This window comes from Allocoprobacillus halotolerans (assembly GCF_024399475.1).
Taxonomy (GTDB): domain Bacteria; phylum Bacillota_I; class Bacilli_A; order Erysipelotrichales; family Coprobacillaceae; genus Allocoprobacillus; species Allocoprobacillus halotolerans.
This window is the reverse complement of record NZ_CP101620.1, coordinates 2,562,252-2,583,049: the sequence shown is the minus strand read 5'-3', so window position 1 is coordinate 2,583,049 and position 20,798 is coordinate 2,562,252. Positions and strand designations below refer to the sequence as shown.

Here is a 20,798-nt window from a genome sequence, read left to right as displayed (position 1 = left end):
TTATCATCATGTTTAGATTATGATTGGATATTTAATTGTAATTTTTAAGAATATAAAAAATAAATGGATGATAATGTTATTTGAAAAATGTAATGTATAAATTGATTGATATCATTGTCCATTTTATAATATCAAAGTAAGAAACTGTCACTGGGCAGTTTCTTTTTTATGGAAATTTACGTTATTCTTGTGTCATTGTTTTTTTTAGCAAAAAATGTGTTAAACTTATAGAAAGGTGGTATGAATATGAGTGCTTTAATTGAGTTTAAAAATATAGTGAAAAGCTATACAATGGGGGATATAACAATTAATGCTAGCAATGGTGTTAATTTTGTTGTGAATAAAGGGGAATTTGTCGTGATTGTTGGTGCTTCTGGGGCCGGGAAAACGACAATTTTAAATTTATTAGGTGGTATGGATTCACCAACCAGTGGCTCAATTCTTGTTGATGGTGAAAATATAGCACTATATGATGAAAAGAAATTAACTGAATATCGTCGTAATGATATTGGTTTTGTCTTTCAATTTTATAACCTTGTTCAAAATCTAACCGCTTTAGAAAATGTCGAACTGGCATCACAGATTTCTCAAAATCCATTAGATGCACGACATGTTTTAGAAAGAGTGGGTTTATCTGAGCGTATGATGAACTTTCCAGCACAACTTTCTGGTGGTGAACAACAAAGGGTAGCCATTGCCAGAGCGATTGCAAAAAATCCAAAACTTTTATTATGTGATGAACCTACTGGAGCGTTGGATTATCAGACCGGAAAAGCTATTTTAGCGTTATTAAGAGAAATGTGTTTGACGTATCAAATGACAGTTATCGTTATTACACACAATTCTGCTTTGGCACCTATGGCAGATCGTGTGATTCACTTAAAAAATGGTAAAGTGAATGGCATTGAATTAAATGAAAATCCTCAACCAATCGAGGAAATTGAATGGTAAAAAGAAAGAAAAAAGCATATTGGAAAAATCTCAGAAAGTCCATTATTGCCTCTAAAGCGAGATTTTTCTCTATTTTTGCGATTGTGTTTTTAGGTGCAGCCTTTTTTGCAGGTTTAAGGAATACTCCTGGTACAATGACAAAATCGATGGATCATTATTTAGATAAATATCACTATGCTGATTTGACTTATATGGCTTCGTTAGGATTTGCTGAAGATGATATAAAGGAAATCCAAAATATAGAAGATGTTGAAAATATTCAATATGGTTATCAGTTTGATGCTTTAATAAATCATAATGATTCGCTTTCTGGTGTAACGGTTTATGCCAGTCAACAATATAGTGAGGATATGATTAATCAGCCTTATCTTGTTGAGGGACGTTATCCACAAAAAGATGATGAATGTGTGATAGATGAGGAAATGTTGGCTGAAGATTACCAAATAGGTGATAAAATTTTGATTCATAATGATCAGGGAGAAAAAAGTTTTCAAATCGTAGGAATTGTTAATGATGTGCGTTATATTGCGGTGACTGATCGTGGAACGAATTCTCTTGGGGATGGAACAAATTCAGGGTATATTGAAATTTTAAATGAAAACAATGCATTTTTAGCGATGCCTGAAGATTTATATGATTTACGTGAGGAAGATGTTTTATATAATCAGATTTCTGTTTGTGTCAAAGGTGCACAGTCATACAATGTTTTTAGTGAGGAATATGATGATTATATTGAAGATGTTAATACAAAAATAAAAAGTACTTTATCTTTAAAAATGAGTCGTTTATACGAAGATTTAACAAGTGATGCAAAAGCAAAGCTAGATAAAGCCCAAAAAGAATATGATGAAGGATATAAAACATATAATGATTCTAAGAATTTATTTGATGAAAAGATTTTAGAAGCGAAAATTCAGTTAACAAATGCGAAAATAACACTGGCTACTAAAGAATCAGAATATCTTAAAGCGCAATCAACTGCATCTTCACAAATTCAAGAAATGCTTGGAACAATTGAAAGTACAAGTCAAGAATTAAAAGGGAATTTAGAAAGTTTACAAAAGGAACTTGAAAATTATCAAAACGATAATACTGAAACCATTTCTCCTGAAGTTCAAAAATCTATTGAAAGTCTTGAAAAGATGGGGAATATATTACAGAATGCTTCAACTTCATTAGATGGTTTATCACAATTAAATGAAGCTTCTATTGCGATTGAAAAAGCAAAGTTAGAAATTCAACAACAGGAAAACAAATTAACTTTAGAAGAATTGAAAACAAATAACGAGCTAGAAAAAGCACAAACACAGCTAGATGATGCTAAAGGGCAATTAAATGATGCCAGAGAACAAGTGAATCAGATTCCTAAAGGCAGACTCTATACTTTGACACGTCATGAAAATGCTGGATTGGTTAATTTTGATTCTAATAAAGATTCTATTGCTTCAATAGCAGATATCTTCCCATTGATGTTTTTCCTTGTTTCTGCCCTTGTTTCTTTAACAACAATGACAAGAATGGTCGAAGAACAAAGAAGTCAAAGTGGGACTTTACGTGCTTTAGGTTATTCTAAATGGGATGTTGTGAAACAATATATTGTTTATGTGACTTTTGCTACTTTCTTTGCCTCGCTTTTAGGAATTGTTTCTGGGACACAGTTTTTTCCACGAATTATTTATTATTTATATAATTTGATGTTGTTTTCTGTAGAGGCTCCAATTTTGATATATTCCAGTTTGTGGATTTCATTTGAAACAGTCTTTATTTCAGTTATTGTTATTTTGGCAGTGACATTATTTGTTTGTATGAGTGAATTGAATTTAATGCCAGCTGTTTTAATGCGACCAAAGGCTCCTAAGATTGGAAAACGTATTCTTTTAGAAAGAATAACTTGGCTTTGGAAACGATTATCATTTAATCAAAAAGTGACAATGCGTAATATTTTTAGATATAAGAAACGTTTCTTTATGTCTGTCATTGGTATTGCTGGATGTACAGCTTTGATTATTACGGGGTTTGGTGTGAAGTCATCAGTATCACAAGTTGTGGATAAACAATATCAGGATGTTTTCACATATGATCTCCTTGTTCGTATGGAAGAAAGTGTATCAACGAATACCGCTCAAGACTATCAAAATGATCTGCTTAATCGTAGTGAAGTGGCTAAGGTGGAATATGTTTTCAATAAAAGTGTCAATCTTTTAAAAGATAAAGAAGATTTATATGGTTCATTGATTGTTTATCAATCTATGGATAATATGAAAAACTTTGTGCAGTTTAGAAATTATCAAACTTATAAAGATTTAGTCTTGGATGATGAAAGTGTTATTTTGACTGCAAAGGCAGCCGAACTCTTAGGAGTTGAAGAAAACGACACGATTGATATTGAATTGGATGAAACGAAATATAATGTGAAAGTTTCAGGAATTACTGAAAATTACTTTATGAATTATATTTATATGTCACAAACGCTTTATGAATCTATAACATTACAGGATTTAGAAGTCAATAATGCCTTTATGATTTTGCAAGATGATGATCAGTCTAGCCTAAAAACTTTGGAAAATTATATGAAGGATAAAGGGTATGGCAATATTTCAAATGTATCTACGATTGGTGAAGAATTTGATAAACAGGTTCAAAGTGTGAATTTGGTTGTAGTGATTTTGATTGTTTGTGCAGGTGCTTTAAATTTTATTGTCCTTTATAATTTAACAAACATTAATATACAGGAACGTAAAAGTGAAATTGCAACAATTAAGGTGCTAGGCTTTAGGCGTAAAGAAGTCTATGATTATATTTTTAGAGAAAACGTCTTATTGTCAATCATTGGTTCACTAGTAGGTATAGTGTTTGGGTATTTCTTACACAAATTTATTATTATGACTGTTGAATTGGATATGACAATGTTTGTAAGACAATTGAATATAAGCAGTTATATATATGCTGTTTTCATTACTCTAGGTTTTACTTATTTTATTAATTTGACAATGCGTCATGTTTTAAATAAAGTAGATATGGTTGAATCATTAAAGAGTATTGAATAGTAAAAGGAGTGGTATAAATCACTCTTTTTATATAAAAAATCTATATATTTATTAAATAGATAAATATTTTTATGATTTTTAGAATATTTAAAAAATAATGTTATTTTTTTATTGACTTGTATAAAATGTTAAGTATAATATTGAATATATTTAAAAAAAGGGGAGAGAAATATGAATTTAAAAAAGATTTTTTCCACACTTGCTGTTGCAAGTATGCTCGTTGCTTGTGGTGGTAATGATACATCAAGTGGAAATACATCATTTAAAATTGGGACTTCTGGTCCATTAACAGGAGATAACGCTGTTTATGGGAACGCTGTTAAAAATGCAGTTGAATTAGCCGTTGAAGAAGTCAATGCAAAAGGTGATATCAAACTAGAATTTAAAATGGAAGATGATCAGGCTGATCCAGAAAAAGCACCAACAGCTTATGGAACATTAAAAGATTGGGGTATGCAAATTGGTTTAGCAACTGTAACTTCAGGTGCTGGTGCAGCGGTATCTCAAAACTATACAGATGATGAAACATTTGCTTTAACACCATCATCTTCATCTACAACAGTTATTTATAGTGATGCTGACAATACACAATCATATAAATATGTTTATCAAATGTGTTTTACTGATCCTAACCAAGGACTTGCTTCAGCTGATTATTTAAAAGAACATACTGAATTAGGAACAAAAGTAGCTGTTATTTATAAGAGTGATGATAACTATTCAACAGGTATTTATCAAAAATTTGTTTCTGAGGCTAAAAAAGTTGGTTTGGATGTTGTTTCTGAAACATCTTTTGATAACTCAAGTGCAACTGATTTCAATGTTCAATTAAAAGATGCACAATCAAAAGGAGCTGACATTGTTTATTTACCAATTTATTATCAACCAGCTTCATTAATCTTAACACAAGCGAACCAAATGGGATACCAACCAACATTCTTTGGTGTTGATGGTATGGATGGTATTTTAACATTAGATGGTTTTGATACAAAATTAGCTGAAGGTGTTTATTTATTAACTCCTTTCTCTGCAGATGCTACTGATGAATTAACTGCTAATTTTGTTAAGAATTATAAAGAAAAGTATGGAGAAACACCTAATCAATTTGCTGCTGACGCTTATGATAGTATTTATGCAATCTATAATGCATTAGAAGCTGGAAAAGCAACACCAGATATGACAAATTCTGAACTTGCTGATATTTTAATCAAACAGTTTACAACAATGACTTTTGATGGAATTACAGGTAATAATGTAACATGGTCTGAAAATGGTGAAGTCAGCAAATCACCAAAAGCTGTTATGATTAAAGATGGTGTATATGTAGGTGTAGAAGACTAATCTATAGTATGAAAAGAGGTTAGCATGAAAATTGTTAACCTCTTCTTTTATCAAATTTTAAGGCTGAAAAAGAAGAATTTTATGTGAAGGGGGAAATAGATGATGGACTTTCTATCGTTTCTAATTACAGGTTTAGGACTGGGAAGTGTCTATGCGATTATTGCGTTAGGGTACACAATGGTTTATGGAATTGCGAAAATGCTGAATTTTGCACATGGTGATGTCATTATGGTTGGTGCCTATGTTGCTTTTTTTGCAGTTGGAAAATATAATATGCCGGCTCTTGTTGCAGTTTTAATGTCGGTTTTTGTATGTACAGCTTTAGGTGTATTGATTGAAAGAATGGCTTATAAACCATTGCGTAAAGCCTCTGCTTTATCAGTATTGATTACGGCTATTGGTGTTAGTTATTTTTTACAGAATGCGGCACAGATTTTATGGGGAACTGATACAAAGATTTTTCCTGCAAAGTTTAATTTTGGTAATTTGAGCTTGTTTAATAATCAATTACAAATTTCTATTTTAACAATTATTACCATATTGATTTGTATTGTTATTATGATTGTTTTAACTTTATTTATTAATAAATCAAAGGTTGGAAAAGCGATGCGTGCCTGCTCAGAAGATAAACCAACAGCTCAATTAATGGGTATTAATGTTGATACAACAATATCTATTACATTTGCAATTGGTTCTGGATTAGCTGCCATTGCCTCTGTTTTATTGTGTGCTACATACCCAGCGGTTAATCCGACTTTAGGATCAATGCCTGGTATTAAGGCCTTTACAGCGGCTGTGTTTGGAGGGATTGGATCTATTCCTGGTGCTTTTATTGGTGGGTTGTTATTGGGAATTTTAGAAACCCTTGCAAAAGCTTATATCTCTTCACAAATGTCTGATGCGATTGTTTTTTTAGTATTGATTATTGTTTTATTGATTAAACCAACTGGTTTATTAGGTAAAAAAATAAGTGAGAAAGTGTAGGTGGAATCTTATGGAGAAAATAAAAACTGCCTTTCTTGGTCAGAATAAAAAATGTCATATTTGTGTAGGCGTTGTTTTGCTTGCTTACATTATTATAGAAATATTAATGTACACAGGGTCTTTAAAAAGTTTATTTATTAATTTATTAGTTCCTGTTACAAGTTATATTATTGTTGCTTTAGCTTTGAACTTAGTTGTCGGTGTTTCTGGAGAATTAAGTTTAGGTCATGCTGGCTTTATGAGTATTGGTGCTTTTACAGGTGTTATTGTATCTAATGTTATGGCTAATATTATTCCTAATGATATTTTAAGACTTGTTGTTTCTATTATTATGGGAGCGATTGTGGCTGCTTTCTTTGGCTTTTTAATCAGTATCCCAGTTTTAAAACTACAAGGAGACTATCTTGCGATTGTTACATTAGCATTTGGTCAAATTATTAAAAGTTTAATTAATAATACTTTTTAGGATTTGATTCAGCTGGATTCCATTTTAGTTTTATTACTAATACAGTTGATTTAGCACCAGGTGGAAAAATGTTAATTAATGGCCCAATTGGTGCTACTGCCACTGATCGTATCTCAACTTTTACAGTGGGTGTGATTATGTTAATTATTACACTATTTGTTATTTTCCATTTTATTAATAGTCGTTATGGTCGTAATGTTATGGCGGCAAGAGATGATCGTATTGCAGCTGAATCTGTAGGTATCAACATTGTCAAAACCAAGACAATTGCTTTTGTATTATCAGCAGGTATTGCTGGAGCGGCTGGCGTTCTTTATGGTTTGAACTTTTCTACTTTGGTTCCTGCTAAATTTGATTTTAACCAATCTATTTTAATTCTCGTCTATGTTGTTTTAGGTGGACTAGGAAATATGTTGGGAACAATTATTTCAACATTTATTCTTGTTTTACTTCCAGAACTTTTAAGATTTATGGCAGATTATCGTATGTTAATTTATGCTATTGTTTTAATTGTTATCATGATTGTAACAAACAATCCAACAATTAGCCAATTCATAAAGAAAATATTCAAAAAGAATAAAATAAAAGGGGAGTTGGACAATGACTAATGAAAAATTAATATTAAAAACAGAGAATCTTGGTATTGAATTTGGTGGTCTAACTGCTGTTAAAGATTTTGATATTGAAATGAAACCACAGCAAATATATGGTTTAATTGGTCCCAATGGGGCTGGAAAAACAACTGTTTTCAATTTGTTGACGAAAGTATATGAACCAACTCATGGCCATATTTATCTTAATGGACAAGATATTACAAAAGAATCTATTGTGTCTGTGAATCGTTTAGGAATTGCCAGAACTTTTCAAAATATTCGTTTATTTAAGGATTTAACAGTTATAGATAATGTTAAAGTGGCTTTGCATGATTCTGTTCGCTATAACTTGTTGGATAGTATTTTAAAACTTCCTAAGTTCCGTAATGGAGAAAAAGCAATTGAAGAAATGGCAATGAGTTTATTACGTGTTTTTGGTCTTGATCAGTTTGCCAATGTCAAGGCTAGTAATTTACCTTATGGAAAGCAAAGACAATTGGAGATTGCTCGTGCTTTAGGAACGCATCCTAAACTCTTATTGTTAGATGAACCAGCAGCAGGAATGAATCCAACTGAAACTGCTGAATTAATGGAAACAATTAAAATTGTTAGAGACAAATTTTCTTTAGCTATTTTATTAATTGAACATGATATGAAATTTGTCATGGGTATATGTGAAAAAATTACAGTATTAAATTTTGGACAGGTTTTAGCAACTGGAACACCTGATGAAATCAAAAATAATCCAGAAGTTATTGCTGCATATTTAGGTAGCGATGAGGGGGAATAATATGTTATTAGAAGTTAAAGATATTAATGTTTATTATGGTGTGATTCATGCTATTAAGAATGTTTCTTTTGAAGTTAATCAAGGAGAAATTGTGGCTTTGATAGGAGCCAATGGGGCAGGTAAAACTTCTATTATGCATACAATCAGTGGTTTGATTCGTTCTCGTAGTGGATCTATTCATTTTGATGGAAAAGATATTTCTAAAGTTGCATCGCATAAAATTCCTGGACTGGGCTTGGTTCAAGTTCCTGAAGGCCGTCATGTATTCACGGAAATGACAGTTCTTGAAAATTTGGAAATGGGTGCTTATTTAAGAAAAGATAAAGAAAATATTCAAAAAGATTTGGAAAAAGTTTTTAAACGCTTTTCACGTTTGGAAGAACGTAAAAATCAACTTGCTGGAACATTATCTGGTGGTGAACAACAGATGTTAGCGATGGGGCGTGCTTTAATGTCTAAGCCATCATTATTATTATTGGATGAGCCATCAATGGGATTATCACCTATCTTGGTCAATGAAATTTTTGATATTATCAAAAGTATTAATAAAGATGGTGTCACTGTGCTTTTGGTTGAACAAAATGCAAATAAAGCACTCTCTATTGCAGATCGTGCTTATGTGTTAGAAACAGGAAATGTTATCGTATCTGGTCAAGCAAAAGAAGTCGCTGATAACCCAAAAGTAAAAGAAGCTTATTTAGGTTAGAGAAGATTGAAAAATCTTCTTTTTTTAATGAATTTTCACACCGTCTTGCTGATTGGCAAAAAGGCGTTCACTATAAGCCTTTAATATAAAAGAAATATAAATAAGACTTATTAAATAACAAGCATCACGAGGGAAATGAAGGGAAAGGATGAAGAGGTGAATAAAATATAAAAATACCCCACTTAATAAACACCATAATAAAAAATATACTAAACAAATTCTTCCTTGATAGTGTAAATGATGATGTGAATAGTCCCAACAATGGGTATGAAAAAATCTTTCAATATAATAACTGCTCAATAATTCTAAAAGCGTCATAAGTAAGCCACCTAGAAGACTTGAAAAAAGAGGGTGTAGTTTGATAAGGAAAGGTTGACTCAGTATTAAAAGACAAGCACCAAAACCATAGAGGGGTATAAATGGACCTTTTAATAAACCTGATGAAAACCATCTTTTCTTGAACAATGAAATATAAAAAGATTCAATCCAATAACCTAAAAAACAATAAATTGAAAAATAAACAATGATCATGACATTCTCCTTTGGTGTTTTTATTTTATGAAAAGAGATGTAAAAATATGTCTAAACAATAACTAAAAAGTCCATAATTTGTATGGAAACTGGGAGAAAATAAAAAAACATCAAAAAAACTTAATTAAAAAAACACTGATATAATCAACATAATTTTAATTTCTTAAGAATTTCTTAAGAAAGTTGTGGACTTTTTGTGAACATTGTTTTATAATTCTAAATGGGTATATTATTGAAAGGAGGCAACGAATGGATAGTAATATTAAGACGAATTTATTAGAAATCATGCAAGAACATGTTTTAAAACGTAAAGCTATGTTCATTCCGATGTTATGTATTTCAACATTTGGTTTAGTTGGTTATGCAGCTGTCGATAAAGAAAAACCGACAATCGAAGCAAATAAGATTGAAGTTCTTTATGGGACAAAGCTAGACAAAACGATGTTCGCTATTTCTGATAATCGTGATTCCCTAGACGCTATGGATGTTAAGATTGATGATACATCATATGATGCATATCAATTAGGTATATATAACGTCGAAGTAACTGCAACCGATATGTTTTCAAATTTAAATACCAAGGTTGTTCAAGTAGAAGTTGTTGATAAAACAGCTCCTGAATTGAAGCCAGTAGGAGAAGGTCAAGGTTATGTGATTGATGTAGAAGCAAATGGAAGTCAAAACATTACTCAATATGTCAGTGCATCTGATAATGTTGATGGAGATGTCACAGCGTTCATTGAATCTAACAAGAAACTTGACACATCAAAACTAGGATCACAAATGATTGCATTGAGTGTTTCTGACAATGCTGGAAATACAACAGAGCAAACATATGAATTCTATGTTTCTGATACGACTGCACCTACTATTAGTTACAAGAAGGGATCTACAGTTACAGTAGACTATGGTTCTCAGTTTGACTATTCAGATTATATCAAAGTTACTGATAACTTTGATAAGACTGTAAAATCTATTGATGTAGATGGTACAGTGAATACGAAAAAAGATGGTGAAACAACTTTAAAAATCACTGCTAAGGATTCATCAGGTAATACATCTGAAAAATCATTAACAGTTAAAGTTGGAGACTTAAGTGCACCAAAGATTAGTTTATCTAAATCTTCAGTGCAAATTACTAAAGGTAAGAGCTTTGATGCGAAGAATTATCTAGAAAGCGCAACTGACAACAAAGATGGAAATCTGGCTTCTCAAGTCAAAATCAGTAGTTCAGTTAACACGAAAAAAGCTGGTAAATATACAGTCACATATAGTGTATCTGACAAAGCTGGAAATTCAACTTCTAAATCTTTGAAAGTCACAGTTGTTAATCCGGATGATATCGCTCCTAATCAGGGAATGGTAGCTACTGCTAAATCACGATTAGGTTGTCCATATAAATGGGGTGCGACTGGACCAAGTTCATTTGACTGTTCAGGATTTACTCAATGGGTATATCGTAAAAATGGTAAGAGTATCCCACGTACATCTGGAGCTCAAAAGAGTGGAGGAACAAGAATTTCTCTATCTAGTGTTAAACCAGGTGATATTGTATGGAGACCAGGTCACGTAGGAATCTACGTAGGTGGTGGAAGAGTTATTCACGCACCTCATAGTGGAGCTGTTGTTAGCTATACAAGTTTAAGTGGATTCACTTGTGGCGTAAGATATTAATGAATAAAAGCTGTAATGAATGATTTCATTACAGTTTTTATTTTGTTATAATATAAGCAAAAGAGGTGAGATATATGTATATTGGAAGTCAATTTTTAATGAAAAAATACGATGAATGTTTATTGAAACAAGGTTATGCCATAGAAGAACTGGTTGATAAAGCTAGTGACTGTTTATTAAAACATATGCAAGGAAATGCTTTTGCGATTGTTTGTGGTCCGGGTAATAATGGTGCCGATGGTTTATCGTTAGCCATTAAACTTTATCAACAAGAAAAAAATGTTCATGTTTTTATTTTTGAAAATAGTCAACATCTTTCTAAAGCCAATGCTTATTATTTACAGAAATGCTATGATTTATCTCTTTGCGTACATTTATTTAAACAGGAAAACTTGGATGAAATGATGCAGTATATGGAGTCATGTGATACAATTGTTGATGCGATTTTTGGATTTGGATTGAATAGCTCACCAAGAGGTATCTATCAAAGTGTTATTGAAGTCATGAATCAATTATATGACAAAGAAGTCATCGCAGTAGATATTCCAACTGGTTTACACTGTAATACTGGAAAACCTTATCAAAGTGTTGTTTATGCTACAAAAACTATTACTTTAAGTGCTTTGAAAAATGGCTTTTTAAATCCAGATAGTCGTTTTTTTACAGGTGAAATAATACTTGAAAAATTAGAGGCTAAAGATGTGAGTGTGGATGCTGGTTTATATCAGATGGCAGATCAGACAGTTATATTTCCATTATTGAAGGAAAGGGTGTTTGATGGATATAAAGGAACTTATGGTTATACTTGTTTAATAACAGGATGCCAGGAGTATAAAGGAGCGGCATTGTTAAGTGCGAAAAGTTGTGTATATAGTGGTAGTGGCATTACAACTGTGATGAGTGAAGAAAGTGTCATTCAGGCTTTATCGCATTATTGTCCAGAAGCAACAACGGTATTAAGGCCACCGATTGTACAAAAAGAAGATTTTTCACGTTATCATGCTTTATTGATTGGGTGTGGGTTAGGACAAAGTTTAGATAGTTATCGTTGTGTGATTGATGTATTAGAAAAAACAAATCAACCATTGGTTATTGATGGTGATGCTTTAACAATTTTATCAGCACATATTGATTTGTTGAAACAACAAAAACGAGATATTATTTTGACACCACATTTAGGTGAATTTAAACGTCTATGTGCTTTTGATGATCAGGATGATATGTTAGAAGTGGCTCAAAGCTTTGCAAGAGCATACCATCTCACATTGGTTTTAAAAGGTCCTTATACAATTGTCACAAATGGCCAAGAATCCTATCGTATTATGGCGGGTAATAAGGCTATGGCGACAGGTGGTATGGGGGATGTCTTGGCAGGTATTATTGTTAGTTTTTTAGGACAAGGATACAGTGCGTTGCAGGCTGCTATGTTAGGTGTATTTATTCATGGCTATACAGGTGATATATTGGCTGAAAATGATTATACTGTGATTCCATCTCGCTTAATTGAATATCTTCCTAATACAATGAATAAGATTATAAAAAGTAACCCGAAAGTTACTTTAACGAAATCAATGTAATATTACGATGAGGACTTTTATTTCTACGATATGAGAAAAAAGGTCCTCATTTTCAATTGTACAATAGGGTGATATTGTTATGTTTTGTTTGGGGACTTGTAATTCTAATAATTGTTGTTGAATAAGTCCTTTACTGTTTAATAAATAAGTTCCATCTTCTTTTTGAATATAAAAATCACGAGTATCAAAAGACATTTTTTTGACCAAATCAATAATATCATCTTTGGCTTCAAAATTTCTTTGTTCAATGGATGGTCCAATATATGCATACATATATTGAGGATGACAATGTTCATTCTCAATCAAATGCTGAGCAACTTTTTTAACAATTTCACCAACCGTTCCTTTCCAACCAGAATGAATAGCAGCAACAATTTTTTGATCACGACAATAAAGTAAAACAGGACAACAATCAGCATGAAATGTCCATAACCATAAATGACGATCTCTTGTATACATAGCATCATAGCCAATCAAGGCATCATCACGACTGAACATGCCTCTACCTCCATCATTGGAATGTACTTCAATAAAATGGGTTGTATGTTGTTGTAAAGTTGCTACCATTTGAGATAAATCTGTATTTAAAGTTTTTGCGAGTTGTTGACGATTTTTTAAAACTTGTTGATCATCAATGCCATTAAAACTCATATTCATAAGATACTTATCATCATAACTGCAAGTTGTATAAGCTTCTATTTCATCAAAACATTTCCATTCTATTAATTTCATAATATAACTCCTTTCATATGCCCTACCTTTTTTTGATTTTTACATACATTAAGTATTGAAGGAGGGATTAATGATGTTTCAACAATCTTGTGGTTGTCAATCTTGCGGTTGTCGAAATATGAACGGATGTTCATACCAAGCACAACAAATGAATTTTGGAAACGTGAATGGTTGTCCTCGTCCACAACCTTTAGTTGCACCTAAAAGAGTTTGCGTAACAAATCAAATCACACCAGTTCCACAACCAATTATTTGTCCAATCGAATGTCGTCGTGTTAATCACTGTATGCATTATCCAGTATTTTATCCTGTTTATGAACAAACTTTTGTCAATACCCCTATGAATTCGTCTTTTGGATGTCGTTAAAAAGACTTTCATCAGGATCAATATATATTGTTGAATAATGTGACAATATTACTTGACCAGGTTTACCACCTTGTGGTTTCTTTAAGGTTTTGACTAAAGTATAATTGACTGGTACTGAAGAACTATGTTTTCCTTTAGAAAAATATGCTGCCATTTGACTAGCAAGACGAATTGTATATTCATCTAAATTTTGACTATGCACAACGACATGGCTTCCAGGCATGTCTTTGACATGAAACCACATATCATTTTTGGAAGCCATCTTAAAGGTAAGATAATCATTTTGTAGATTATTCTTACCTACATAAATAGGAATCTGATCTTTTGTGATATAGGTTTCTACATGTAGTTTTTTAGGACGATGGACTTGCTTTGATTTTTTCTTCTTTAAATAACCTAAGTTTTCTAATTCTTCTTTCATTTCTAAAGCATCATAATAAGAGGCATTATCCATCAATGTTATTAAAGTGTCAAAATAACGAATTTCATTTTCTGTAATATTGATTTGCTCTTGAAGATGTGATAAAGCTTTTTTCGCTTTTTGATATTTCGCATAATATTTATTGGCATTTGTTTTTCCATCATATCTTTCATCTAATTCAATAGTCATCATTGTTCCATCATAATAATTTTCAACTATTACTTCTTTTTGTCCTTTAGAAATTAAGTGTAGATTAGCAAATAATAAATCTCCTTTAATACGTAAATCATCACTATTTTGTGATTCAAACAATGTTTGTTGAAGTTTATTCAATTTATTAATATTTCTTTGATATTCATTTTGAATAAATTTTGCTAAATCAGAAGTTTGTTGTTTAATACGATCTTTTTCATCAATTAAATCATAATGCTGATCTAAACCTTCAAACAATGGATAAGTTGTATAATCGCATTGTAAATGAGTTAAAGGAATTATATGAAAATATTCTTTATCTTGATATTTATGAATATAAAGTGTTTGAGAATGTTTGCATAAGTTCATAATTTCCTGAAAATCTTCACCTTGATGAAGGCGATATAAAACTTCTTTGGATAATTCGGGAGAAAATCCCTGATAAGTTTTGGTTAAATTATCAGTTTCAATCCAACCACTTGTATAAGGATTATATTTATCAATTAACGGAGGTTTTTGATAAGTTGCTCCTGGTTGTAAAATACGTGTACTCATAGAAGGAGAAACGCGTTTTAAACAGTCAATGATTTTATTGTTGTCATGGGTTAAAATTGCATTAGAATGTTTTCCCATGATTTCTAAATAAATATGGTATTTGACTGTATCTTTGAGTTCATTCATTCCTATCAGTTCAATATCCACAATACGATCTAACTGTACCTGTGAAATCTTTTCAATATAAGCACCTTCTAAATGTTTTCTTAATAACATCGTTAAAGCATTTGGGGTAGCTGGTGTTGGATAAGTTAATTGTGTTAATTGAATTCTTGCATAAACAGGATGAATGGAAATCAATAATTTATAATTCTCCCTTTGTGAACGAATATGAAACAATAGTTCATATTGTGAAATTTGATATATTTTATTAATTCTTCCTCGTGTCAGTTGGTTTTGTAGTTGTTCTACAACACGAGATAACATCATTCCATCATAAGCCATCTTTCATCACCGATAAATAGTATAACATATTTCAAAAAGAATTGACATTAAAGTTACATTCATGTAACATTGTTTCAAAAGGTGGTGGAGAGATTGAAAAAGGGACTTTTGATTATTTTAAGTGGACCAAGTGGTGTTGGGAAAGGAACAGTGCGTCAGGAACTTTTTAAAGATGAAAGTTTAAATTTAGCTTATTCTATTTCAATGACAACAAGAAAACCTCGTCCAACTGAAAAAGAGGGAATTGATTATTTTTTTGTTAGTGAAGAAGAATTTAAGGATAAGATTGAAAAAGGTGAATTATTGGAATATGCCCAGTTTGTAGGGAATTATTATGGAACACCGCAATTTTATGTTGAAAAATTATTAGATGAAGGTAAAAATGTCGTTTTAGAGATTGAAGTGCAAGGAGCATTGCAAGTTATGGCAAAATGCCCACATGCTTTAACGATTTTTTTAGTACCTCCATCACTAGAAGAATTAGAACGTCGTATTCGTGGTCGTCGTACTGAAGAAGAAAGTATTGTACAGGAAAGACTTGCAAAGGCAAGAAAAGAAATTGCAACAAAAGACGAATATAAATATGTTGTAGAAAATGATGATGTTGTGGCAGCCAAAGAAAAAATTGCTCAAATCATTCAAGAGAATTTATAAGACACCTTACTGGTGTTTTTTTATGAATGAATTAACAAATTTATAAGATTTATGTCCCCCTAATCATAGGGTGGGTGAAGCTGATGAAAATGAAAATGAGTTATTTATGGATTGTTATCTGGTGTTTACTTTTAGTGTGTTTGATGAATGATCCTTGGGTAGATTTATTAAGTAATAAAGGATTGCATCTCATCAATGGAGAATATTATCGTTTCGTGACAAGTCTTTTTTTCATGTCAATATTTTTCATATGTTCCTCAATGCGATAACTATGACTTATCTTGATATTTATATTGATCATTATATCAAGGCATGGCATTTGTTTATTATTTCTTTTATTGGTGGCATAATAACGAATTTTATATTTAGCTATATTTATCCTGAAATGACAAGCGTTGGCGGTTCACCAGCTATTTTTGTTTTATTAGGATTGATTTGTATCATGTATTCTAGATTACCTGTTTTTCAGATTTCATCAAAGTATAGCTTGTGGCTTATTGTTTATATTGTTTTTTGTTAAGTTCCTATTTATGTTATGAATATGTCGACATTAGTTATCCATTTGATTGCGTTTGGTGTAGGAATGATGAGTGGAATGATTTATAAAAAATGGATATTTAAGGAGTCAATGCCATGAAAAAAACTGGTCTTTGTCCAAAATGTGGTAGTCAACATATTTTACATGTTCATAATAAGGGATTATGGAAACGTAATAGTTATCATCGGATTACAAGTGGTTATCATACTGTGGATGTGGATAAATATATTTGTCAGGATTGTGGCTATATAGAATCTTATGTTGTTGAAAATGATTTAAAAAATGTAAGGGGAGTGACTGATATGGATATATAGGAAGAATTATATTTAAAAGCAAAGGAACAATATCATCCAGAAGTTGTGTCACCATTTCTTTATGCCCATCATGTTGTATGTGCTTTACAAAGTGAAAATGGTGATATTTATACTGGGTTTTGTATTGAAAGTTGTTCTGGTGTGATGGATTTATGTGCTGAAAGGGTTGCAGGACTTAATATGTATATGCAAAGTGGTCAGACCGTTGTCAAAAGAATGATTGCTTTTCGTGATAAGCCTCCTTATGGAGAAGGCAGTGGTATGCCTTGTGGTGCTTGTCGAGAGTTCTTTATGCAGTTAAATGAAAAAAACAGGATATGGAAATTATGGTGGATTATCAGACACGTCAAATTGTGACATTAAAAGAACTGATACCATTATGGTGGGGTGAAGAGAAATATCAAAATCAATAATATTAAACAGACATGAAGTCTGTTTTTTTATATGAAAATATCAGGAAATATTTTAAAAAGAGTGAATTTATGATAGAATAGGGCAATAGGTGGGTGAGGCTATGTATATTGTGAAAGTATTGGTTGAACATCCTGTACATTCTTTAGATACGACATTTGATTATTTAAGTCATGAACCATTATTAAAAGGTATTCGTGTATGGATTCGTTTTGGTTATCAAAAGATTATGGGATATGTGGAAAGTATTGAAGAAACAAAATTGTCTAAAGAAGAATTAGAAACGCAATCTGGTTTTCGCTATCAATATATTTTAGAAGTGATTGACGAAGAACCATTATTAAATGATGAATTACAGGCACTAGCCTACCAATTATCACGTATGACCTTATCACCACGTATTTCATGTTTACAGGCGATGTTGCCGACGCAGTTAAAACCAGCGACACATCAATCTGTTGGCGTTAAAACTCAGCTATGTGTTCAAGTTATTATAGATAAAGTTGCAAAGACACCCAAACAACAAGAGTGTATGACTTATTTAAAAGAACATTCTGATATTCCTTTAAAAGAAGTACCTTATAGTCGAGCTTTATTAAAGAATTTAGAAAAACAAGGCTGTATTCAAATCATTGAAAAAGAAGTTTATCGCCAACCTTTTTCCATCAAACATCAAGCCAAACATATTCAACTCACTCCACAACAACAAAAAGTCGTAGATGGTATTATTGCACATCAAGGAAGAGTGGCTTTATTGCATGGTGTTACTGGGTCAGGAAAAACAGAAGTTTATTTAACATTAGCTGCTCATTATTTAAAACAAAATCAAACTGTGATGATGTTGGTGCCAGAAATCTCTTTAACACCGATGATGGTAGAAGTTTTTAGAGAGCGTTTTGGTAATCAGGTCGCTATTTTGCATTCGCGATTATCACAAGGTGAAAAATATGATGAATACCGTCGTATTAAGCGTCAGGAAGTTGGCGTTGTGGTGGGGGCGAGATCCGCTATATTTGCGCCATTAGAAAATATTGGTATCATTATTTTAGATGAGGAACATGATTCAAGTTATAAACAAGAAAGTAAACCACGTTATTTAACATCTCAATTAGCAAAAATACGTGCGAAGACACATCATGCCAGTGTTGTTTTAGGAAGTGCAACACCTTCTCTTGAAAGCTACGCGAGAGCTTTAAAAGGTGTTTATGATTTATATGAGTTACCTGAACGTATTAATCAAAAACCATTACCACAGGTGGAAATTGTTGATATGATTCAAGAAACCCGTCAACGTAACTATTCTTTATTTTCAAAAAAGATGCAACAAAGTATTCAACAAACGATTGATAAAGGGGAACAAGTCATTCTTTTATTGAATAAAAGAGGCTATGCAACCTATGTTCAATGTCAAGATTGTGGTGAGGTTTTAAAATGTCCTCATTGTGATGTGACATTGACAGATCATCGTAGTGAACATAAATTGAAATGTCATTATTGTGAGTATATGATGGATTATCCTGATATTTGTCCTCATTGTGGTTCTACACATTTAAAAAGTGTTGGTTATGGAACGCAAAAGATTGAAGAAGAAATTGAAAAGATGTTTCATGGTGCCAGTGTGATTCGTTATGATGTGGATACGACTCGTCAAAAAAATGGTCATTTAAAATTATTAGAAAAATTCAGAAATAAAGAAGCGAATATTTTACTAGGTACGCAGATGATTGCGAAGGGATTAGATTTTGAAGATGTCACTTTTGTTGGTGTTTTGAACGCTGATTTAAGTTTGAATATTCCTGATTTTCGTGCCAGTGAAAGAACATTTCAATTGTTATGCCAGGTTTCTGGCAGAAGTGGTCGAGGGCAAAAACAGGGACATGTGATTATTCAAACCTATAATCCTGACCATTACGCTTTAACCTGTGCAGCCAAACATGACTATGTATCTTTCTTTCATCAGGAAATGAAATATCGTCAAAAAGCAAAATACCCTCCATATTGTCATATGGTCAGTATTTTAATTCAGTCGAAACAAGAAAAATGGATTCATCAAGTAGCAATGGATGTGAAAAATTATTTACAGAGTCATAGTCAACAAACAATTATCCTAGGTCCAGCCAAAAGTACAATCTATAAAATGCAGGATATTTATCGTGAACGTATATTAGTTAAGTTTTTACACTTACAAGATATTTATGAGGCATTAAATGCTGTTAATGATTATTATAATAAACAACAAAAAGGAAAGGTTAGGGTTGTGTGTGATTTTAACCCTTATTCACAAATATAATTATGGAAAGACAATTAGTATTAGAAATATTATTAAAATTCAAACAAGAACAAAGTTATTTGAATTTAACGATTAATCAGTATTTTAAACGTTATTCATTAACACGCCAACAAAAAGATTTTATAACAAGAGTTGTCTATGGAACAGTTCAAAATATGTTGTTGTTGGAATATATTTTAAAACCACATTTACATATGCGTGTCAAAGCTTTTGAAAAAATGCTTTTATTAATGAGCATTTATCAACATGAAATGATGGATAATATTCCTGATTATGCAATTATCAATGAAGCTGTCGAACTTGCGAAAAAGAAAAAGGAATGAAAACAGCACGTTTTATTCATGCGATTCTACAAAATGTTTTTCAATCGTCTTATCAATTGGATGATTTACCACCATTAGAAAGATTATCCATTGAAACAAGTCATCCTCTATGGCTTGTAAAGATGTTGAATAAACAATATGGCTATGAGGAAACAGTGCGTATCTGCCAAGCATTTTTAGATGTGCCAGGCCATTGTGCTAGAGTCAATACACTTTTAACTTCACAAGTTGAAATGTTACAAGATGATAAATGGCAAAAAGCCAAATTATCACCGGATGGTCTTTATTACAGGGAACATCATATTGCCTCAACAGAAGCTTTTGTAAAAGGCTATGTGACGATTCAAGATGAATCAAGTCAACTTGTTGCCAGGTTGTTAAATCCTAACGCTGAGGATTATGTTTTGGATATGTGTGCGGCACCAGGGAGTAAGACATCACATTTAGCGATGTTAATGCAAAACCAGGGATGTATTGAAGCCTATGATTTATACGAACATAAAATAGAATTAATCAAACAACAAATGGAACGTCTACATGTGATAAATGTGAAAACACATGTTGGGGATGCAACAATGTTAAAAGAGATTTATCCAGCACAAACATTTGATAAAATTTTATGTGATGCACCATGTAGTGGACTTGGTGTTTTAGCTAGAAAACCAGAAATTAAGTATCATGACAGCAGTGCTATGGATGAAATTATGGCGATTCAAGAAAAATTATTGGAAAATGCATATTTTTTATTGAAAAAGGTGGTAATATTGTATATAGTACCTGTACAATCAATAAAAAAGAAAATGAAAAACAAATAGAAAAATTCATGATAAAGTATCCTGATATGAAAAAAGAAAAGAATTAACGATTTTACCATATAAGTATCATAGTGATGGTTTT

At 31.8% G+C, this 20,798-nt stretch carries 20 protein-coding genes and 1 pseudogene; 18 read left to right on the top strand and 3 right to left on the bottom strand.

Features of this window, described 5'->3' with window-relative positions:
- Positions 1 to 246 precede the first annotated feature (246 nt).
- The 8 genes from NMU03_RS15300 (at position 247) to NMU03_RS15265 (ending at position 8,878) form a co-directional block, all read left to right on the top strand.
- Positions 247 to 951, top strand: coding sequence for an ABC transporter ATP-binding protein (locus NMU03_RS15300; protein WP_290139613.1), 705 nt, complete (start codon positions 247 to 249; stop codon positions 949 to 951).
- The gene (locus tag NMU03_RS15295) at positions 945 to 3,998 is read left to right on the top strand and encodes an ABC transporter permease (protein WP_290139611.1); all 3,054 of its coding nucleotides are present in this window, start codon (positions 945 to 947) and stop codon (positions 3,996 to 3,998) included. Before NMU03_RS15300 ends, NMU03_RS15295 begins: the two co-directional genes overlap by 7 nt.
- A gap of 171 nt (positions 3,999 to 4,169) precedes the next feature.
- On the top strand, positions 4,170 to 5,339 hold the full coding sequence (locus NMU03_RS15290; RefSeq protein WP_290139610.1) for an ABC transporter substrate-binding protein: 1,170 nt from the start codon (positions 4,170 to 4,172) through the stop codon (positions 5,337 to 5,339).
- Between the two features lie 99 nt (positions 5,340 to 5,438).
- Positions 5,439 to 6,323 carry a branched-chain amino acid ABC transporter permease gene (locus tag NMU03_RS15285; RefSeq protein ID WP_290139608.1) on the top strand — a complete coding sequence of 295 codons (885 nt, stop codon included), beginning with the start codon at positions 5,439 to 5,441 and terminating at the stop codon, positions 6,321 to 6,323.
- A gap of 76 nt (positions 6,324 to 6,399) precedes the next feature.
- Complete coding sequence (locus NMU03_RS15280) at positions 6,400 to 6,789, top strand: ABC transporter permease subunit (protein WP_290139606.1); 390 nt, start codon at positions 6,400 to 6,402, stop codon at positions 6,787 to 6,789.
- Positions 6,790 to 6,857: 68 nt separating this feature from the next.
- Positions 6,858 to 7,397 carry a branched-chain amino acid ABC transporter permease gene (locus tag NMU03_RS15275; RefSeq protein WP_290139605.1) on the top strand — a complete coding sequence of 180 codons (540 nt, stop codon included), beginning with the start codon at positions 6,858 to 6,860 and terminating at the stop codon, positions 7,395 to 7,397.
- A complete protein-coding gene (locus NMU03_RS15270) occupies positions 7,390 to 8,172 on the top strand; it encodes an ABC transporter ATP-binding protein (protein ID WP_290139603.1) in 783 nt (260 codons plus the stop codon). Before NMU03_RS15275 ends, NMU03_RS15270 begins: the two co-directional genes overlap by 8 nt.
- Position 8,173: 1 nt before the next feature.
- Positions 8,174 to 8,878 carry an ABC transporter ATP-binding protein gene (locus tag NMU03_RS15265; protein ID WP_290139601.1) on the top strand — a complete coding sequence of 235 codons (705 nt, stop codon included), beginning with the start codon at positions 8,174 to 8,176 and terminating at the stop codon, positions 8,876 to 8,878.
- A 24-nt stretch (positions 8,879 to 8,902) separates the two neighbouring features.
- Here NMU03_RS15265 and NMU03_RS15260 read toward each other — a convergent pair whose 3' ends face one another.
- Positions 8,903 to 9,409, bottom strand: a complete 507-nt coding sequence (locus NMU03_RS15260; protein WP_290139600.1) for a putative ABC transporter permease — start codon at positions 9,407 to 9,409, stop codon at positions 8,903 to 8,905.
- A gap of 249 nt (positions 9,410 to 9,658) precedes the next feature.
- Here NMU03_RS15260 and NMU03_RS15255 point away from each other — a divergent pair, with 249 nt between their 5' ends.
- Positions 9,659 to 11,083: a C40 family peptidase gene (locus tag NMU03_RS15255; RefSeq protein WP_290139598.1), complete on the top strand. Its 1,425-nt coding sequence runs from the start codon at positions 9,659 to 9,661 to the stop codon at positions 11,081 to 11,083.
- A 74-nt stretch (positions 11,084 to 11,157) separates the two neighbouring features.
- Positions 11,158 to 12,660 carry an NAD(P)H-hydrate dehydratase gene (locus NMU03_RS15250; protein ID WP_290139596.1) on the top strand — a complete coding sequence of 501 codons (1,503 nt, stop codon included), beginning with the start codon at positions 11,158 to 11,160 and terminating at the stop codon, positions 12,658 to 12,660.
- Here the strand turns inward: NMU03_RS15250 and NMU03_RS15245 are convergent.
- Positions 12,652 to 13,392: a purine nucleoside phosphorylase YfiH/LACC1 family protein gene (locus tag NMU03_RS15245; RefSeq protein WP_290139594.1), complete on the bottom strand. Its 741-nt coding sequence runs from the start codon at positions 13,390 to 13,392 to the stop codon at positions 12,652 to 12,654. The two genes, NMU03_RS15250 and NMU03_RS15245, sit on opposite strands and share 9 nt — an antisense overlap.
- A gap of 73 nt (positions 13,393 to 13,465) precedes the next feature.
- On the opposite strand from NMU03_RS15245, the gene NMU03_RS15240 reads away from it, so the two are divergent.
- Positions 13,466 to 13,759 carry a hypothetical protein gene (locus NMU03_RS15240; RefSeq protein WP_290139592.1) on the top strand — a complete coding sequence of 98 codons (294 nt, stop codon included), beginning with the start codon at positions 13,466 to 13,468 and terminating at the stop codon, positions 13,757 to 13,759.
- On the opposite strand, the gene NMU03_RS15235 is transcribed toward NMU03_RS15240, so the two are convergent.
- Positions 13,731 to 15,371: an Rqc2 family fibronectin-binding protein gene (locus NMU03_RS15235; protein WP_290139590.1), complete on the bottom strand. Its 1,641-nt coding sequence runs from the start codon at positions 15,369 to 15,371 to the stop codon at positions 13,731 to 13,733. The genes NMU03_RS15240 and NMU03_RS15235 overlap by 29 nt on opposite strands.
- A 93-nt stretch (positions 15,372 to 15,464) precedes the next feature.
- Here NMU03_RS15235 and gmk point away from each other — a divergent pair, with 93 nt between their 5' ends.
- The 7 genes and pseudogenes from gmk to rsmB all read left to right on the top strand — a co-directional run bounded on the left by gmk (position 15,465) and on the right by rsmB (position 20,763).
- On the top strand, positions 15,465 to 16,025 hold the full coding sequence (gmk, locus tag NMU03_RS15230) for a guanylate kinase (protein WP_290139588.1): 561 nt from the start codon (positions 15,465 to 15,467) through the stop codon (positions 16,023 to 16,025).
- Positions 16,026 to 16,206: 181 nt separating this feature from the next.
- The gene (locus NMU03_RS15225) at positions 16,207 to 16,545 is read left to right on the top strand and encodes a rhomboid family intramembrane serine protease (protein WP_353956707.1); all 339 of its coding nucleotides are present in this window, start codon (positions 16,207 to 16,209) and stop codon (positions 16,543 to 16,545) included.
- Positions 16,546 to 16,658: 113 nt separating this feature from the next.
- Entirely contained in the window at positions 16,659 to 16,877 is a 219-nt protein-coding gene (locus NMU03_RS15220; RefSeq protein WP_290139587.1) for a hypothetical protein, read from the top strand.
- A 45-nt stretch (positions 16,878 to 16,922) separates the two neighbouring features.
- Positions 16,923 to 17,234 carry a hypothetical protein gene (locus NMU03_RS15215; RefSeq protein WP_290139585.1) on the top strand — a complete coding sequence of 104 codons (312 nt, stop codon included), beginning with the start codon at positions 16,923 to 16,925 and terminating at the stop codon, positions 17,232 to 17,234.
- Positions 17,235 to 17,391: 157 nt separating this feature from the next.
- Positions 17,392 to 19,578: a replication restart helicase PriA gene (gene priA, locus NMU03_RS15210; RefSeq protein ID WP_290139583.1), complete on the top strand. Its 2,187-nt coding sequence runs from the start codon at positions 17,392 to 17,394 to the stop codon at positions 19,576 to 19,578.
- A gap of 2 nt (positions 19,579 to 19,580) precedes the next feature.
- On the top strand, positions 19,581 to 19,901 hold the full coding sequence (locus NMU03_RS15205) for a transcription antitermination factor NusB (protein ID WP_290139582.1): 321 nt from the start codon (positions 19,581 to 19,583) through the stop codon (positions 19,899 to 19,901).
- Positions 19,898 to 20,763: pseudogene (gene rsmB / locus NMU03_RS17820) on the top strand (16S rRNA (cytosine(967)-C(5))-methyltransferase RsmB). Before NMU03_RS15205 ends, rsmB begins: the two are co-directional and overlap by 4 nt.
- Positions 20,764 to 20,798 lie beyond the last annotated feature (35 nt).

Coding starts and splice junctions, on each gene's coding strand:
- NMU03_RS15300 (WP_290139613.1), top strand. CDS start 247: ATGAGTGCTTTAATTGAGTTTAAAAATATAGTGAAAAGCTATACAATG.
- NMU03_RS15295 (WP_290139611.1), top strand. CDS start 945: ATGGTAAAAAGAAAGAAAAAAGCATATTGGAAAAATCTCAGAAAGTCC.
- NMU03_RS15290 (WP_290139610.1), top strand. CDS start 4,170: ATGAATTTAAAAAAGATTTTTTCCACACTTGCTGTTGCAAGTATGCTC.
- NMU03_RS15285 (WP_290139608.1), top strand. CDS start 5,439: ATGATGGACTTTCTATCGTTTCTAATTACAGGTTTAGGACTGGGAAGT.
- NMU03_RS15275 (WP_290139605.1), top strand. CDS start 6,858: ATGTTAATTAATGGCCCAATTGGTGCTACTGCCACTGATCGTATCTCA.
- NMU03_RS15270 (WP_290139603.1), top strand. CDS start 7,390: ATGACTAATGAAAAATTAATATTAAAAACAGAGAATCTTGGTATTGAA.
- NMU03_RS15265 (WP_290139601.1), top strand. CDS start 8,174: ATGTTATTAGAAGTTAAAGATATTAATGTTTATTATGGTGTGATTCAT.
- NMU03_RS15260 (WP_290139600.1), bottom strand. CDS start 9,409: ATGATCATTGTTTATTTTTCAATTTATTGTTTTTTAGGTTATTGGATT.
- NMU03_RS15255 (WP_290139598.1), top strand. CDS start 9,659: ATGGATAGTAATATTAAGACGAATTTATTAGAAATCATGCAAGAACAT.
- NMU03_RS15250 (WP_290139596.1), top strand. CDS start 11,158: ATGTATATTGGAAGTCAATTTTTAATGAAAAAATACGATGAATGTTTA.
- NMU03_RS15245 (WP_290139594.1), bottom strand. CDS start 13,392: ATGAAATTAATAGAATGGAAATGTTTTGATGAAATAGAAGCTTATACA.
- NMU03_RS15240 (WP_290139592.1), top strand. CDS start 13,466: ATGTTTCAACAATCTTGTGGTTGTCAATCTTGCGGTTGTCGAAATATG.
- NMU03_RS15235 (WP_290139590.1), bottom strand. CDS start 15,371: ATGGCTTATGATGGAATGATGTTATCTCGTGTTGTAGAACAACTACAA.
- NMU03_RS15220 (WP_290139587.1), top strand. CDS start 16,659: ATGAAAAAAACTGGTCTTTGTCCAAAATGTGGTAGTCAACATATTTTA.
- priA (WP_290139583.1), top strand. CDS start 17,392: ATGTATATTGTGAAAGTATTGGTTGAACATCCTGTACATTCTTTAGAT.
- NMU03_RS15205 (WP_290139582.1), top strand. CDS start 19,581: ATGGAAAGACAATTAGTATTAGAAATATTATTAAAATTCAAACAAGAA.